15 protein-coding genes, 2 tRNA genes and 1 rRNA gene are annotated in these 15,203 nt (G+C 49.2%); 8 read left to right on the forward strand and 10 right to left on the reverse strand.

The window, feature by feature from the left end:
- Nucleotides 1–91 precede the first annotated feature (91 nt).
- The 4 genes from DT73_RS06625 to gmhB all read right to left on the reverse strand — a co-directional run bounded on the left by DT73_RS06625 (nt 92) and on the right by gmhB (nt 2,905).
- Nucleotides 92–167 (reverse strand) — tRNA-Ala (locus tag DT73_RS06625).
- Nucleotides 168–276: 109 nt separating this feature from the next.
- A tRNA-Ile gene (locus DT73_RS06630) sits at nt 277–353 on the reverse strand.
- Nucleotides 354–428: 75 nt separating this feature from the next.
- Nucleotides 429–1,970, reverse strand: a 16S ribosomal RNA gene (locus tag DT73_RS06635).
- A 374-nt stretch (nt 1,971–2,344) separates the two neighbouring features.
- Entirely contained in the window at nt 2,345–2,905 is a 561-nt protein-coding gene (gmhB, locus tag DT73_RS06640) for a D-glycero-beta-D-manno-heptose 1,7-bisphosphate 7-phosphatase (RefSeq protein WP_036105944.1), read from the reverse strand.
- A gap of 185 nt (nt 2,906–3,090) precedes the next feature.
- On the opposite strand from gmhB, the gene metN reads away from it, so the two are divergent.
- From metN to proS, 6 genes are all read left to right on the forward strand, one after another.
- A complete protein-coding gene (metN, locus tag DT73_RS06645; RefSeq protein ID WP_036105947.1) occupies nt 3,091–4,122 on the forward strand; it encodes a methionine ABC transporter ATP-binding protein MetN in 1,032 nt (343 codons plus the stop codon).
- Entirely contained in the window at nt 4,115–4,768 is a 654-nt protein-coding gene (locus DT73_RS06650) for a methionine ABC transporter permease MetI (protein WP_036105950.1), read from the forward strand. The genes metN and DT73_RS06650 overlap by 8 nt, the downstream gene beginning before the upstream one ends.
- A gap of 40 nt (nt 4,769–4,808) precedes the next feature.
- On the forward strand, nt 4,809–5,624 hold the full coding sequence (locus DT73_RS06655; protein WP_036105953.1) for a MetQ/NlpA family lipoprotein: 816 nt from the start codon (nt 4,809–4,811) through the stop codon (nt 5,622–5,624).
- Between the two features lie 126 nt (nt 5,625–5,750).
- A complete protein-coding gene (rcsF, locus tag DT73_RS06660) occupies nt 5,751–6,161 on the forward strand; it encodes an Rcs stress response system protein RcsF (protein ID WP_036105956.1) in 411 nt (136 codons plus the stop codon).
- A gap of 6 nt (nt 6,162–6,167) precedes the next feature.
- Nucleotides 6,168–6,875, forward strand: coding sequence for a tRNA (N6-threonylcarbamoyladenosine(37)-N6)-methyltransferase TrmO (tsaA, locus tag DT73_RS06665; RefSeq protein ID WP_036105959.1), 708 nt, complete (start codon nt 6,168–6,170; stop codon nt 6,873–6,875).
- A 105-nt stretch (nt 6,876–6,980) separates the two neighbouring features.
- Nucleotides 6,981–8,699, forward strand: coding sequence for a proline--tRNA ligase (proS, locus tag DT73_RS06670; protein WP_036105962.1), 1,719 nt, complete (start codon nt 6,981–6,983; stop codon nt 8,697–8,699).
- A gap of 83 nt (nt 8,700–8,782) precedes the next feature.
- Here proS and nlpE read toward each other — a convergent pair whose 3' ends face one another.
- The 3 genes from nlpE to DT73_RS06685 all read right to left on the reverse strand — a co-directional run bounded on the left by nlpE (nt 8,783) and on the right by DT73_RS06685 (nt 10,602).
- Nucleotides 8,783–9,484 (reverse strand): envelope stress response activation lipoprotein NlpE, encoded by a 702-nt coding sequence (nlpE, locus tag DT73_RS06675; RefSeq protein ID WP_036105965.1) that lies wholly within the window; start codon nt 9,482–9,484, stop codon nt 8,783–8,785.
- A gap of 154 nt (nt 9,485–9,638) precedes the next feature.
- A complete protein-coding gene (arfB, locus tag DT73_RS06680; RefSeq protein WP_036105968.1) occupies nt 9,639–10,061 on the reverse strand; it encodes an alternative ribosome rescue aminoacyl-tRNA hydrolase ArfB in 423 nt (140 codons plus the stop codon).
- A gap of 7 nt (nt 10,062–10,068) precedes the next feature.
- Entirely contained in the window at nt 10,069–10,602 is a 534-nt protein-coding gene (locus DT73_RS06685; RefSeq protein ID WP_036105972.1) for a YaeQ family protein, read from the reverse strand.
- A gap of 212 nt (nt 10,603–10,814) precedes the next feature.
- Between DT73_RS06685 and DT73_RS06690 the strand changes: the two genes are divergently transcribed.
- Together DT73_RS06690 and rof are read left to right on the forward strand one after the other, a co-directional pair.
- Nucleotides 10,815–11,015, forward strand: coding sequence for a YaeP family protein (locus tag DT73_RS06690; RefSeq protein WP_036105974.1), 201 nt, complete (start codon nt 10,815–10,817; stop codon nt 11,013–11,015).
- Nucleotides 11,002–11,262, forward strand: coding sequence for a Rho-binding antiterminator (gene rof, locus DT73_RS06695; RefSeq protein WP_036105976.1), 261 nt, complete (start codon nt 11,002–11,004; stop codon nt 11,260–11,262). The genes DT73_RS06690 and rof overlap by 14 nt, the downstream gene beginning before the upstream one ends.
- 28 nt (nt 11,263–11,290) lie before the next feature.
- On the opposite strand, the gene tilS is transcribed toward rof, so the two are convergent.
- From tilS to DT73_RS06710, 3 genes are read right to left on the reverse strand one after another with little or no spacing between them, the layout of a single operon-like run.
- Nucleotides 11,291–12,601 carry a tRNA lysidine(34) synthetase TilS gene (gene tilS / locus DT73_RS06700; RefSeq protein WP_051691306.1) on the reverse strand — a complete coding sequence of 437 codons (1,311 nt, stop codon included), beginning with the start codon at nt 12,599–12,601 and terminating at the stop codon, nt 11,291–11,293.
- Nucleotides 12,602–12,630: 29 nt separating this feature from the next.
- Complete coding sequence (locus DT73_RS06705) at nt 12,631–13,020, reverse strand: VOC family protein (protein WP_036105978.1); 390 nt, start codon at nt 13,018–13,020, stop codon at nt 12,631–12,633.
- A 38-nt stretch (nt 13,021–13,058) separates the two neighbouring features.
- Nucleotides 13,059–15,194 (reverse strand): lysine decarboxylase LdcC, encoded by a 2,136-nt coding sequence (locus DT73_RS06710; RefSeq protein WP_036105981.1) that lies wholly within the window; start codon nt 15,192–15,194, stop codon nt 13,059–13,061.
- Nucleotides 15,195–15,203 lie beyond the last annotated feature (9 nt).

Here is a 15,203-nt window from a genome sequence, read left to right on the forward strand (position 1 = left end):
CAATTTTCAGCTTGTTCCGGATTTTTAAAGAGCATAATACTTCACAGCATACTGATTCAGTACACTCTGAACTATTGTTAACGGACAGGGATGGTGGAGCTATGCGGGATCGAACCGCAGACCTCCTGCGTGCAAAGCAGGCGCTCTCCCAGCTGAGCTATAGCCCCATCGTTTGGCAACTTTCTGATACCGATAATTCGCTTTCAGACAAGACGCGAAAAGGCGACGCATAGTAAACTATGCGAGCGTTTTTGCAACGCAGTATGAAAGGGAATTTGGTAGGCCTGAGTGGACTTGAACCACCGACCTCACCCTTATCAGGGGTGCGCTCTAACCACCTGAGCTACAAGCCTGCAGAAGTTTTACTGCCCGTTTTTCTTTTCATCAGACAATCTGTGTGAGCACTGCAAAAGACCGTATCTTTAAGGTAAGGAGGTGATCCAACCGCAGGTTCCCCTACGGTTACCTTGTTACGACTTCACCCCAGTCATGAATCACAAAGTGGTAAGCGCCCTCCCGAAGGTTAAGCTACCTACTTCTTTTGCAACCCACTCCCATGGTGTGACGGGCGGTGTGTACAAGGCCCGGGAACGTATTCACCGCGGCATTCTGATCCGCGATTACTAGCGATTCCGACTTCATGGAGTCGAGTTGCAGACTCCAATCCGGACTACGACGCACTTTATGAGGTCCGCTTACTCTCGCAAGTTCGCTTCTCTTTGTATGCGCCATTGTAGCACGTGTGTAGCCCTGGTCGTAAGGGCCATGATGACTTGACGTCATCCCCACCTTCCTCCAGTTTATCACTGGCAGTCTCCTTTGAGTTCCCGGCCTAACCGCTGGCAACAAAGGATAAGGGTTGCGCTCGTTGCGGGACTTAACCCAACATTTCACAACACGAGCTGACGACAGCCATGCAGCACCTGTCTCAGAGTTCCCGAAGGCACTCCCGCATCTCTGCAGGATTCTCTGGATGTCAAGACCAGGTAAGGTTCTTCGCGTTGCATCGAATTAAACCACATGCTCCACCGCTTGTGCGGGCCCCCGTCAATTCATTTGAGTTTTAACCTTGCGGCCGTACTCCCCAGGCGGTCGACTTAACGCGTTAGCTCCGGAAGCCACGCCTCAAGGGCACAGCCTCCAAGTCGACATCGTTTACGGCGTGGACTACCAGGGTATCTAATCCTGTTTGCTCCCCACGCTTTCGCACCTGAGCGTCAGTCTTCGTCCAGGAGGCCGCCTTCGCCACCGGTATTCCTCCAGATCTCTACGCATTTCACCGCTACACCTGGAATTCTACCTCCCTCTACGAGACTCTAGCCTGCCAGTTTCGAATGCAGTTCCCAGGTTGAGCCCGGGGATTTCACATCCGACTTGACAGACCGCCTGCGTGCGCTTTACGCCCAGTAATTCCGATTAACGCTTGCACCCTCCGTATTACCGCGGCTGCTGGCACGGAGTTAGCCGGTGCTTCTTCTGTCAGTAACGTCAATTGATGAACGTATTAAGTTCACCACCTTCCTCCTGACTGAAAGTACTTTACAACCCGAAGGCCTTCTTCATACACGCGGCATGGCTGCATCAGGCTTGCGCCCATTGTGCAATATTCCCCACTGCTGCCTCCCGTAGGAGTCTGGACCGTGTCTCAGTTCCAGTGTGGCTGGTCATCCTCTCAGACCAGCTAGGGATCGTCGCCTTGGTGAGCCGTTACCTCACCAACTAGCTAATCCCATCTGGGCACATCCGATGGCAAGAGGCCCGAAGGTCCCCCTCTTTGGTCTTGCGACGTTATGCGGTATTAGCTACCGTTTCCAGTAGTTATCCCCCTCCATCAGGCAGTTTCCCAGACATTACTCACCCGTCCGCCGCTCGTCAGCAAAGAAGCAAGCTTCTTCCTGTTACCGCTCGACTTGCATGTGTTAGGCCTGCCGCCAGCGTTCAATCTGAGCCATGATCAAACTCTTCAATTTAAAGTTTGATGCTCAAAGAATTAAACTGTTTATTCGTAATGAATTAACTGTTAGTCACTCTTTAAGACTTGATAATTTTTAGCGTCTTTCGACGTTAAGATATCAGTGCTTATGAGTGCCCACACAGATTGTCTGATAAATTGTTAAAGAGCAGTGCGACCCGGCATTCTGCCTGCTGTCGCGAGGTGGCGTATATTACGCTTTCCTCTTTCAGAGTCAACCCAATTTTTCAGGATTTTTTCTCTTTATCTTCCCGGCTTACTGCACTCAGTGAAGCGTGCCGCCGTGTCGATGGAGGCGCATTATAGGGCCATGTTTTGGGATGGCAAGCGGAAAACACAAAAAAAATTCCAACCGCTCACCTTTTAGTCATTTCAGCGTTTTTTAATCAGTTTTGGTAAGTCTGCAAGGCTGTCTGCCACCATATCAGCCATAGCCTGCGCCTCAGGCGTAACAGGCTTACCAGTACGCACCAGCACTTTTGTTCCAACACCAGCCGCCTGTGCAGCCTGCATATCTTCAGCTTTATCACCTACCATATAAGATGCAGCCATATCTATATGCAGATAATCACGAGCAGAAATCAGCATACCGGGTTGTGGTTTGCGGCAATCACATTGCTGGCGGTATTCATCTACAGTGCCTTCCGGGTGGTGCGGGCAATAATAGATGCCATCCAGGTCAACACCTCTGTCTGCCAGCGACCAGTCCATCCATTCAGTAAGTTGTTCAAACTGTGCTTCGCTGAATATGCCCCGGGCAATACCAGACTGGTTAGTTACCAAAACAAGGGCGAACCCCATTGCTTTTAACTCACGTAGTGCCTCAATCACACCATCAATGAATTCAAATTTATCGATTTCATGGACATAGCCGTGATCGACATTAATCGTGCCATCACGATCCAGAAAGATTGCGGGTACAGTTTGGGCCACCTGAAGACTCCTGACGAAATAAAGTGGCGCTATTATCGCACGTTTCCTTCGCGACAACATTTGCCTGATGACTTAGATTGATTTAGACGTCTGGATGCCTTAACATCCATATCCATCGATGCCCGAGGGTGTATCGGGCAGAATAAAATGCCACGGCTTACTTTTATAAGATAACAATTACACTAATGATTAAACTGTCTAACATCACCAAAGAGTTCCAGCAGGGGAACCGCACGATACAGGCACTGAAAGATGTGTCTCTGCACGTTCCTGCCGGGCAAATTTACGGCGTCATCGGCGCATCCGGTGCGGGTAAGAGTACCTTAATACGGTGCGTGAACCTGCTTGAGCGCCCAACACAAGGTAGCGTTCTGGTTGATGGCCAGGATTTGACTGCGCTGTCTGCCACACAACTGACCAAAGCCCGCCGCCAGATTGGCATGATCTTCCAGCACTTTAACCTGCTTTCCTCCCGTACTGTTTTCGGGAATATCGCGCTGCCACTTGAACTTGATGGCCTGTCTCGCGATGCGATTAACACTCGTGTGACAGAATTGCTGGAGCTTGTAGGGCTCAGCGAGAAGAAAGATGTCTACCCTGCCAATTTATCTGGTGGGCAAAAACAGCGTGTTGCTATTGCCAGGGCTCTGGCCAGTAACCCTAAAGTTCTGCTGTGCGATGAAGCAACCAGTGCGCTAGACCCGGCAACAACACGCGCTATTCTGGAACTGCTGAAAGATATCAACCGCCGCCTGGGCCTGACCATTTTACTCATCACCCACGAAATGGACGTGGTGAAGCGTATTTGTGATTGCGTAGCGGTTATTAGTAATGGTGAGCTGATTGAGCAAGACACCGTCAGTGAAGTGTTCTCTCACCCTAAAACACCGCTGGCACAACAATTTATCCAGTCTACGTTGCACCTGGATATTCCGGATGACTACGTGCAGCGCCTGTCGCCCACCAGCAATGGCGATACTGTCCCACTGCTGAGGCTTGAGTTTACTGGCCAGTCTGTAGATGCACCGCTTTTATCTGAAACAGCTCGTCGTTTTAATGTGAACAACAACATTATTAGTGCGCAAATGGATTATGCCGGTGGAGTTAAGTTCGGCATTATGCTGACCGAAATGCATGGAGAAAGTGCCGATACCGCTGCAGCCATCGCTTATTTACAACAACATCATGTGAAAATTGAGGTACTGGGTTATGTCTGAAGCAATGATGTGGTTGATGGTTCGCGGTGTCTGGGAAACCCTTGCGATGACATTCGTCTCAGGCTTTTTTGGCTTTGTGCTCGGGCTCCCTGTCGGCGTACTGCTTTATATTACACGCCCAGGACAAATCCTTGAGAACGGGAAACTCTATCGCTCGATCTCTGCACTGGTGAATATTTTCCGCTCCATTCCTTTTATTATTTTACTGGTGTGGATGATTCCATTTACGCGCCTGATTGTTGGCACATCAATTGGCCTTCAGGCTGCTATTGTTCCACTGACTGTTGGCGCCGCACCATTTATTGCCCGTATGGTTGAAAACGCCTTGTTGGAAATTCCGTCAGGGTTAATTGAAGCTTCACGAGCAATGGGTGCAACGCCGCTGCAAATTATTCGTAAAGTTTTACTCCCTGAAGCACTGGCAGGACTGGTTAATGCCGCTACTATCACTCTGATAACCCTGGTCGGTTATTCCGCAATGGGCGGCGCTGTAGGTGCTGGCGGTCTTGGGCAGATTGGTTATCAGTACGGCTATATCGGTTATGATGCTACTGTTATGAATACCGTACTGGTACTGCTGGTACTGCTGGTATACCTGATTCAATTCTGTGGCGATCGTATCGTCCGGGCTGTGACTCACAAGTAATTACATAATCAACACGACTGTATATAAGTAAGGAAAGGATATGTCTTTTAAATTCAGAACCTTTGCAGCAATTGGCGCATTAATCGGTTCTTTAGCTCTGGTGGGTTGTGGTCAGGAAGAAAAAGATCCTAATCACATTAAAGTCGGTGTTATCGTCGGGGCTGAACAACAAGTTGCCGAAGTTGCACAGAAAGTCGCTAAAGAAAAATATGGTCTGGATGTTGAGCTGGTTACCTTCAACGATTACGTGCTGCCTAATGAAGCATTGAGCAAAGGCGACATCGACGTCAATGCGTTCCAGCATAAACCGTATCTTGATCAGCAGATTAAAGACCGTGGTTATAAACTGGTTCCAGTCGGTAACACCTTTGTTTACCCGATTGCCGGTTACTCTAAAAAAATCAAATCCCTCAGTGAACTGCAGGATGGCGCTCAAGTCGCCGTACCGAACGACCCGACTAACCTGGGCCGCTCCTTGCTGTTACTGCAAAAAGTGGGTCTGATTAAACTCAAAGATGGTGTTGGCCTGTTGCCGACCGTACTGGATATCACCGAAAACCCGAAAAACCTGAAGATTGTCGAACTGGAAGCGCCGCAATTGCCACGTTCTTTGGATGATGCGCAAATCGCTCTTGCTGTTATCAATACCACTTATGCCAGCCAGATTGGTTTAACACCGGAAAAAGACGGTATCTTTGTTGAAGATAAAGATTCTCCGTACGTGAACCTGATTGTGGCTCGTGAAGATAATAAAGATGCTGAGAACGTGAAAAAATTCGTTAAAGCATATGAATCAGATGAAGTTGCTGAAGCTGCGAACAAGATTTTTAACGGCGGCGCGGTGAAAGGTTGGTAAGACTTTCTCAGGCAACAAACAAATAATTACAGGACGGGCGCAAGCCCGTCTTGTTATTTGTGCCATAGCTTGCTTCAATAACAGCCGTTTTAACTATTCCGTTTTCACTTTTACCGAGGAATTATTATGCGTGCTTTACCGGTCTGTTTAATTGCGCTTGCGAGTCTTCTCAGCGGCTGCTCATTGTTAAATAGATCCCCTGTAGAACCTGTTGAAAGCACCGTAACGCCGCCGAAAACAGAACATACTCAACCCAAAGTGAGCCACGCGGCACCTGTTCAGATTTACACAGACGCAACGGCACTGGTGGGTAAACCCTTCCGCGATTTAGGCGAAGTCTCTGGGGAATCCTGCCAGTCAAGTAGCCAGGATTCTCCGCCCAATATCCCAACAGCACGCAAGCGTATGCAAATTAATGCTTCGAAAATGAAAGCCAACGCGGTTTTGCTGCATAGCTGCGAAGTTACCAGCGGTACTCCCGGGTGTTACCGCCAGGCCGTATGCCAGGGTTCAGCGTTACAGGTTTCTGAGAAATAACGCCAGATGAGCGTTTTCGAGCTTAACCAGATAGGGGTTATTCACTCCCCATATAAGGAAAAATTTGCTGTTCCGCGGCAACCCGGTTTGGTAAATGCCATGGGAGGGGAATTACACCTTCTCCCCCCTTATAATCAGGCAGAGGCTGTTCGCGGCCTGGAAAACTTTAGCCATTTATGGGTGATATTCGTTTTTCACCAAACAATGGAAAACGGCTGGCGTCCCACAGTGCGTCCTCCCCGGCTGGGGGGGAATACGCGTATGGGCGTTTTCGCCACACGCTCAACTTTCAGGCCAAATCCGGTAGGGCAGTCTCTGGTGGCTCTTAAACGTGTGGAATGCCAGGGTCAGAAAGTGATTTTGCACCTCGGCGGGCTGGATCTGGTTGATGGAACCCCCGTTATTGATATCAAACCCTATCTGCCTTTTGCTGAATCCATACCGGATGCCCGTGCTGGTTATGCGCAGACGGAGCCAGCGGCTGCTCTTGCCATAACCTTTACCACCCAGGTCAGGGAGCAGTTGCACCACCTGGCATCACACTCCCCTGACTTAGAACGTTTTATTGTTGAGGTTCTGTCCCAGGATCCCCGCCCTGCTTACCGAAAATCGGAGGCGCCAGGCAAAACCTATGCAGTATTGCTGGCAGGCTTCAACGTTCGCTGGCGAATAACCGGGGCTGGCGCTGAAGTCTTCGCGCTGGAGCCGCGCTAATTTCACTGTTCACCCTTTTGACATCTGGCCCACACTGGTAAACTAAACCACTTTTTATATCAGGCATTGTGCCTGAAACCTTTGTTCAACTGGAACCGTAACAACATGCGTACTAGCCAATACTTGCTCTCCACTCTTAAGGAGACACCCGCCGACGCCGAAGTCATCAGCCATCAGTTGATGCTCCGTGCTGGTATGATTCGTAAGCTGGCCTCCGGTTTGTACACCTGGTTGCCCACCGGTTTACGCGTTCTGAAGAAAGTCGAAAACATCGTGCGCGAAGAGATGAATAATGCCGGTGCTATCGAGGTGTCTATGCCCGTTGTCCAGCCCGCTGACCTCTGGCTGGAAAGTGGCCGTTGGGAACAATATGGCCCGGAATTACTGCGTTTTGTTGACCGTGGTGAGCGCCCGTTTGTATTAGGCCCAACGCATGAAGAAGTGATTACCGACCTGGTTCGTAACGAGTTGAGCTCCTACAAACAATTACCGCTCAACTTCTTCCAGATCCAAACCAAATTCCGTGATGAAGTGCGCCCCCGTTTTGGTGTCATGCGTTCACGCGAATTTATCATGAAAGATGCTTATTCGTTCCACACCACTCAGGAATCATTGCAAGAAACTTACGACACCATGTACCAGGCGTACAGCAAGATTTTCTCCCGTATGGGGCTGGATTTCCGTGCTGTTCAGGCTGACACCGGCTCAATTGGCGGCAGTGCTTCTCATGAGTTTCAGGTCCTGGCACAAAGCGGTGAAGACGATATTGTTTTCTCTACCGAGTCTGATTTTGCCGCTAACATTGAGCTGGCAGAAGCCGTAGCTCCGGCCACAGAACGTGCTGCGCCTTCTCAGGCTATGAGCACCGTTGATACTCCGAATGCGAAAACTATTGCAGAGCTGGTAGAGCAGTTTAATTTACCTGTAGAAAAAACCGTCAAAACACTGCTGGTAAAAGCCACTGAAGACAGCGAACACCCACTGGTTGCTCTGCTGGTGCGTGGTGACCATGAGCTGAATGAAGTTAAAGCCGAGAAGTTACCGCTGGTTGCCAGCCCACTGACTTTTGCAACAGAAGAAGAAATTCGTGCAATTGTTAAAGCAGGCCCGGGTTCCCTTGGCCCGGTGAACATGCCAATACCGGTAGTTGTTGACCGTAGCGTGGCAGCAATGAGTGATTTTGCCGCTGGTGCGAACATTGATGGTAAACACTTCTTCGGTATCAACTGGGAGCGTGATGTCGCGCTGCCTGCTGTTGCCGATATCCGTAATGTCGTTGAAGGTGATCCAAGCCCGGATGGCCAGGGTACTTTGCTTATCAAACGTGGTATTGAAGTGGGGCATATCTTCCAGTTAGGTACCAAATATTCAGCTGCGCTGAAAGCCTCTGTCCAGGGTGAAGATGGCCGTAACCAGACGCTGACAATGGGTTGCTACGGTATTGGTGTAACACGTGTAGTGGCAGCTGCAATTGAACAGAATAACGATGAGCGCGGTATTGTCTGGCCTGAAGCCATTGCACCTTTCCAGGTTGCAATTCTGCCAATGAACATGCACAAATCTTTCCGGGTTCAGGAAGTTGCTGAACGCCTGTATAACGAATTGCGCGCTCAGGGTATTGAAGTGCTTCTGGATGACCGTAAAGAACGCCCGGGCGTTATGTTTGCCGATATGGAATTGATTGGGATTCCGCATACGGTTGTTATCGGCGACCGTAACCTGGACAGCGACGATATCGAATACAAATATCGCCGTGAAGGTGAGAAGAAAATGATTAAAGTTGGCGAAGTTCTCGATTACCTCGTCAGCCAGATCAAAGGCTAAAACCTGATTACTGACTAAAAAGCCCTGTTGAGAAATCGCAGGGCTTTTCTTTTATTACGTATATTACGTATTACATCTAACTGTCACTGTTGAGCTGTTGTACTACAGCCCGTATTGGGTTTAAAAATCCCCTCAGAATCTGCCACCAGCGCAATATGCATTACACCGGTATCGGGGTTAGGCTCCCGTGTAAAATGTGCATCCAACACCACTAAAACTGGCTCCATATCAGGCTTGCGATTTGCCCTGTAACCTCTTTCCAGCGCGATATTGCTGACGACAGAAAACCGCTTACCCGTCGCACAATCGGTAAACGTAGCGGTATCAGCCATATATTTATACAAACCCCGCATTGGCATCGGTTGCACGGGAAGCGCCTGCTGAGCCGGTTTTAATGTATAGTTCAACGAGGAATGAATGGAATCGCCTTGTTTATCCAGCATCACCAGTGAATCGCCCTGAGGATGGAAGTACCATTTTTCACCATCAGTAGCTGTTAATATCAGTTTATTCGCCGTTCTTGCCCAGGTTCCCCAGGAAGCCGTCACAGCCCCGTCGCCGCGCCCCTGATATTCTTGCTGCATAATCCATGAACCATCCTTTTCCAGAAACAGGCTGGTTTCAATCCCACCGCAATCCGCACATGGCAAAACACCCTTGTAGCTCTGTTGCATGGGTTTGAACTCTGCCGGTACGACAGCAACGCCCTCAGCACGGTTATTACAGCCTGACAGCGCCAGCATACTGCCCAGCACAACAGATACCGCTATAATAATTTTTCTCACTTTCTCATTCCTTATCCAGTAACTTTTCGGCTTGCGCCTGGCATTAAACTTGCCTCAAAAGCAGGATTTTTTGTTTTTTATTATCGTTATACCTGAACAACGATATGGTGACTGCCTGAAAATTCTCAATATTTTAGAAAAAACCGCCAGTTTCTCACTCAAAAAAGCGGCGCACCTTGCTGCGCAAGGTTTTCACAATACTGTGTTTATTCTTGTTATCCAGCCGGCGTTCAACACTTTTCCGTGTTGGTTTCGTACTTTTTCGGTTCTTTTCTTCCCGGGTCAACTCACGAATCAATGTGACAAGACGCGAGATTGCAGCATCTTTGTTCATCTGCTGGCTACGATATGATTGCGATTTAATAATGATTACGCCATCTTCCGTAATTAAGTGATGCGTGGCAGCCAGTAAACGCGCCTTGTAGTGCTCAGGTAGTGACGATTGCTGAATATTGAAGCGCAAATGAATTGCCGTGGATGTTTTATTAACATGCTGCCCGCCCGCTCCCTGAGCACGAATCGCTGTTATATCCAGCTCTTCATCTTGTAAAACAACACTATTTGATAGTCTAATCATCCGTGATTCACCATTGATGAGGCTGTATTTCCAGATTATTGTTGCCATCAGACAACCAGATAACACCTTCCTGAAGCGTTGCCTGGAGTGACATCGTACGGGATATCAACGCAGTAAGTTGCGCCAGTTGTTGATCGTCCAGATACCATACTGTTAAATCAGCATAACCACTGATTACGCCTTGCATCTGCTCATACCACACTTGTGCTGCCCGGGAATTATAAGCAAACAAAACCACTTTATCTGAAAGACTATTGGCTTTTTTGAGGCGCTTCTCTTCTGGGAGTCCTAAATCTACCCAAAGTTCAATTCCACCGAAGTCATTGCGTAACCAGAGTTCAGGCTCATCATCTGCACATAAACCACGGGTAAATTGCAAAGATTCGCTGGCATACATTATCCAGGCCAGCAGACGAAGCATCATCCTTTCCTGGGTTTCCGATGGGTGCTGAGCCAGAGTAAGGTTTTGTTCCAGATAGACGTGTCTGTCCAGGTCTGCCACATTCACTGTAGCCTTATAAACCGTTGCTTTTAATGCCATACATCCCCCACAAATACACTTGACGCGCATTGTAACGAAAAGCATTAATTTGCGCAGGTAAACGAATGAATTTATGCGTGACTTTACATAAGCCCGCGGTAATATCAATTAGATGAGTATGCTATAGTCACCTTGCGAAACAGCATTTATCTTCGTAGGCTTAACTGGCATCCCATGTATAAGTCTGTAGCCAAAAGCTGACTGGAGGGTATGTGGAAAAATATTGTGATTTGATTCGCAGACGTTACTCAGAAATTGCCAGTGGCGACCTGGGCTATGTGCCTGATGCGCTGGGTTGTGTATTGAAAACGTTGAACAACATTGCCTCAGACGAAACGCTTTCTGATTCTGTCAGGGAACCTGCAGCTTACGCTGCCGCTAACTTACTGGTGAGCGATTATGTCAATGAATGATGCGTACCAACCGATCAATTGCGATGACTACGACAACCTGGAGCTGGCCTGCCAGCATCACCTGACGCTGACCGTAGAATTAAAAACGGGTGATGTAATAAAAGCAAAGGCACAGGATCTGATTTCGCGTAAAAACGTTGAATACCTGGTGCTGGATGATGGAGGAAGCAGCCAGGAGCTGCGCCTTGATAAAATTGCCAGTTTCAGCCACCCGGAAATTGGCACTGTAGTGGTCAGTGACTCATAATTTCTCAGGGCAGCAACGCTGCCCTGATTTATTCAGGCAGCCAGCCAAAGTACCACTGGTCAGGCCCGGGCTCACCCTGCTGAGTAATAAAATACCCTGCCGCCGCAATAAGTTGCTCGTTATAAAACAATAACGGAACAGCCTTTCGCTCCCACGGAGCAACCCCCAGTTCCTGCCATATTTTCTTCAGTTCCCGCCCTTTATCCCGCCCGACAATATGCAATAACCCGGAAGCCGCAAAACGAATGGACACGGTTTCATCTGCTTTTGCTGGCCGCACCATCAGGCCATTACCCGGAGTCTCGCGGCAATATACTTGCCCTCCTCCGGCAGGTAGTTGCAAAGGCTCCTGCGGATTATCCCAGAGAATGCAGGCATCTCGTGGAATTCTGGCAGGCTTGACCAGGTATAACGCCCCCTGAAAACGCCGAACTTCCCATGGTGTTATATGAAGGCAAGGCATGGCATCCTCACGGCTCATAGCCACTTCATCCCACAACCGCTTTAATTGCTCCCGTGAAGGCATTTTTGCGCCAAGATACGCCAGCCAGCGCCGTAAAATTGCAGCACGCCGCACTTCGCTCATGGTGCTCAGAGGTGCAATTTGTAATGAACCTCCAGGCTGTACCAGTGCTTCAAGCTCTTCAGCAAGCAGTTCATCCAGCAGTTGTTCCTGTTCTGCACACAACTGTGCACTTCTGGCTACAGCCTGCGGGAAATGGGGCCAGCGCTGTTTCAGTTCAGGCAAGATAGCCAGGCGCAAAAAATTCCGGTCATACCTGGTATCGGTGTTACTGTCATCGTCAATCCAGTGGAGCTTCGCAGCCTGTGCATAATGCTCCAGCTCAGTACGTGAAAGTGATAATAACGGGCGCAGTAGTGTATGGCCGGAAAACTGCATTTCTCGCGGCATGGCAGAAAGACCGGCAGGCCCGCTACCTCGCTTCAATGCCAGTAAGAAAGTCTCGCTTTGGTCGTCAAGGTGCTGAGCAGTCAGTAATGCTTCGCCAGGAGTAAGAACTGTTTCAATCGCCTGATACCGCGCTTCCCGCGCCGCTGCTTCGACCCCTTTACCACCAGGGGATACAATCACATGGCAGGCAATGAACTCAACACCCCACACCTGGCATAATTGCCTGCAATGTGCCAGCCAGGCATCAGCGTGAGCGCTTAAGCCATGGTGCACATGTACCGCCCGAACAGATAACGCCGGGTTTTCAGCACGCAGTGCAACCAGTTGGTGGAGCAGCACTGTCGAATCCAGCCCGCCACTGAAACCGACCAGGAAGTGGCGGTGAGCGCCAAGGTCAGACAAGGAAAATAAAGGGCCAGGTAACATGGCCGTCATACTGTCATTCGCCACAGTAATTAACTCTGATAAAGTTCGAGGGGTAACCCATCCGGGTCACTGAAAAAAGTGAACCGTTTCCCGGTGAACTCATCTGTTCTCACTGGTTCGCAGGTTACCCCTTTGTTCTGCAGCACACTCACGGCCGCCTGAATATCATCTACAGCAAACGCCAGGTGGCGCAAACCACAGGCTTCAGGCCTTGAAGGCCGGGCAGGTGGAAAAGGGAATGAGAAAAGCTCAATAACATACTGCCCGTTCAAACCGAGGTCGGCCTTCCATGAGTCCCGCGCTTCACGGTAGACCTCCGCAAGCAGAGTAAAACCCAGAATGTCGCAATAAAATTGCTTACTTGCCGCATAGTCGGAAGCAATTATCGCAATATGATGAATGCGTTTAATAGCCAGCATAATGTCATTATCCCTTTCTTTCAGCGTGAAAATGCCTGTTACTCTTTTAACACCCGCACACGGTAGACGCCGTCTTCTCCAGTCCTCGTCCCATGAATATCCGTTTCAAAGCCCGGGTAATGTTTACCTATGGAACAAAGCATTAGCAGAAAGTCCAGCACTCCCCTGCTTTCGTCAGTAATACGTTCCCCAGGCATAACAACGGGAACGCCAGGAGGATAAGGTAAGATCATATTTGCCGAAACTCGACCGGCAAGTTTCTCAATTTCCACCGTTTCTACATTACCGCGTAACTGTTGCTGGTACATTTGATGGGGTGTCAGCGCCATCTCGGGCAGAACATCAAACGCACTTAACATCAGGCGTGGCAGCTCATGCTGTTGGATAAGTCCATGGATCCCTTGCGCCAGTGTCTGAATCCGCATATTACGATAAAAATCAGGCGCCTGGGCATACAAGTCTGGCAGCATGTTACGCACCCGCAGATTCAGGTCATAAGCACGCTTGAACTCCATCAGGCCACGCAACAAACTCATCGCCCGGGTTTTATCAATACCAATACTGAACAGAAACAACAGATTATACGGACCCGTTTTTTCCACCACCACACCGCGTTCATCAAGAAACTTGGCAACCAGTGCAGCAGGGATCCCTTCGCTCGCCATAGTCCCTTGTTGATCCATACCCGGCGTGAGGATCGTGACCTTCACGGGATCAAGGTACATATGAGCATGGCAGGCATCGCGAAAACCGTGCCAGCTATCCCCGGGCTCTATGGGCCAGCAGTCTGCTTCATCGATATCTTCTGGCTGCCAGATATCAAAAAACCACCCATCCGCTTCTTCTCGCAGGCGCTTAATCTCTTTGCGAAAATGCAGGGCCCGTTCAACAGAGCGATTGATCAACCGCCGACCGGGATTGCCCCGCAACATGGCCGCAGCGGTTTCAATGGAAGCCACCAGGGGGTAACTGGGCGATGTGGAAGTATGCATCATGTATGCTTCGTTAAAGGTTTCTTCATCATAGTCACCTTTAATATGAATCAGCGATGCCTGAGAAAGTGCGGCCAACATTTTGTGTGTGGACTGCGTTTCAAAAAAGACCTTGCCCGGAACCCGCTCCCCACTCATTCCACTTTTTCCACTATAAATTGGGTGGAACTGGGTATAGGGCACCCAGGCTGAATCAAAATGAATAGACGGAACATCCAGTGTTTGCTTGATCCAGTTGGTGTTGTACAACAAGCCATCATAAGTTGAGTTGGTTATCACAGCATGAACAGGCCAGCTCGCACCAGGCGTTAGCTCCACTTTGCCCTGAATACTCTCATGTGAAAATTGTGACTGCGGAATACCACCCAGGATTCCCAGAGCATTGCGTGTCGGCTTTAACCAGAGTGGCACGATATCGCTCATCATCAGCAAATGCGTCAGGGATTTATGGCAGTTACGGTCAACCAGCACTGTGCTGCCAGCAGGTGCTGCATACATGCCAACAATTTTGTTCGAAGTGGATGTCCCGTTTGTGACCATATAGCTCTGCTCGGCACCAAAGGTGCGGGCAATATACTCTTCCGCCTCTAAATGCGGCCCGGAATGGTCTAATAAAGAGCCCAGTTCAGTAACAGAGATGGAGACATCAGCCTTTAAGGTATTCTCACCAAAGAAATCGTAAAACAGGCACCCAACAGGGCTCTTTTGATAAGCTGTTCCCCCCATATGGCCCGGGGTACAAAATGTGTATTTCCCTTCTTTGACATAAGTAAACAGCGCTTTGGTAAAAGGGGGAGTAATGGCATCAAGATATTCATCAGTGTACTGAACAATACGCTGAGCAATATCATGTGCCACTCCAAGGGTGTATTCAAAAAAGCACAATGCCATGCGCATTTCATTGGTACTGACATCTAACGTGGAATGCGTATTGATGAACGCATACAGAGGCAAATGTTCGTTCAGTTGGTTGATTTCCGGGCACAACTCCAGGCCGTAGTCATCCCAGTCAAACACCACACCACAAATGCGTGGATTATGCTCAAGCAATTTCAGTAGGTCAGCACTGCTTCCTGGGAAGATAAGTTGAAAATTGTGCTGGCGCAGGGCATCGGCCAGTTCACGCAATGGGCCTTCTTTATAAAACACACCATGCGTTTCCATGATAGCGATAATATTCACAGTTACCTC

This window comes from Mangrovibacter sp. MFB070 (genome assembly GCF_000705335.1).
GTDB lineage: Bacteria > Pseudomonadota > Gammaproteobacteria > Enterobacterales > Enterobacteriaceae > Mangrovibacter > Mangrovibacter plantisponsor.

Excerpts from the sequence above, each read along its gene's own strand:
- DT73_RS06655 (WP_036105953.1), top strand. The coding sequence starts at position 4,809 with ATGTCTTTTAAATTCAGAACCTTTGCAGCAATTGGCGCATTAATCGGT.
- metN (WP_036105947.1), top strand. The coding sequence starts at position 3,091 with ATGATTAAACTGTCTAACATCACCAAAGAGTTCCAGCAGGGGAACCGC.
- arfB (WP_036105968.1), bottom strand. The coding sequence starts at position 10,061 with ATGATTAGACTATCAAATAGTGTTGTTTTACAAGATGAAGAGCTGGAT.
- tsaA (WP_036105959.1), top strand. The coding sequence starts at position 6,168 with ATGAGCGTTTTCGAGCTTAACCAGATAGGGGTTATTCACTCCCCATAT.
- DT73_RS06705 (WP_036105978.1), bottom strand. The coding sequence starts at position 13,020 with ATGCTGGCTATTAAACGCATTCATCATATTGCGATAATTGCTTCCGAC.
- proS (WP_036105962.1), top strand. The coding sequence starts at position 6,981 with ATGCGTACTAGCCAATACTTGCTCTCCACTCTTAAGGAGACACCCGCC.
- tilS (WP_051691306.1), bottom strand. The coding sequence starts at position 12,601 with ATGTTACCTGGCCCTTTATTTTCCTTGTCTGACCTTGGCGCTCACCGC.
- rof (WP_036105976.1), top strand. The coding sequence starts at position 11,002 with ATGTCAATGAATGATGCGTACCAACCGATCAATTGCGATGACTACGAC.
- DT73_RS06650 (WP_036105950.1), top strand. The coding sequence starts at position 4,115 with ATGTCTGAAGCAATGATGTGGTTGATGGTTCGCGGTGTCTGGGAAACC.
- DT73_RS06685 (WP_036105972.1), bottom strand. The coding sequence starts at position 10,602 with ATGGCATTAAAAGCAACGGTTTATAAGGCTACAGTGAATGTGGCAGAC.
- rcsF (WP_036105956.1), top strand. The coding sequence starts at position 5,751 with ATGCGTGCTTTACCGGTCTGTTTAATTGCGCTTGCGAGTCTTCTCAGC.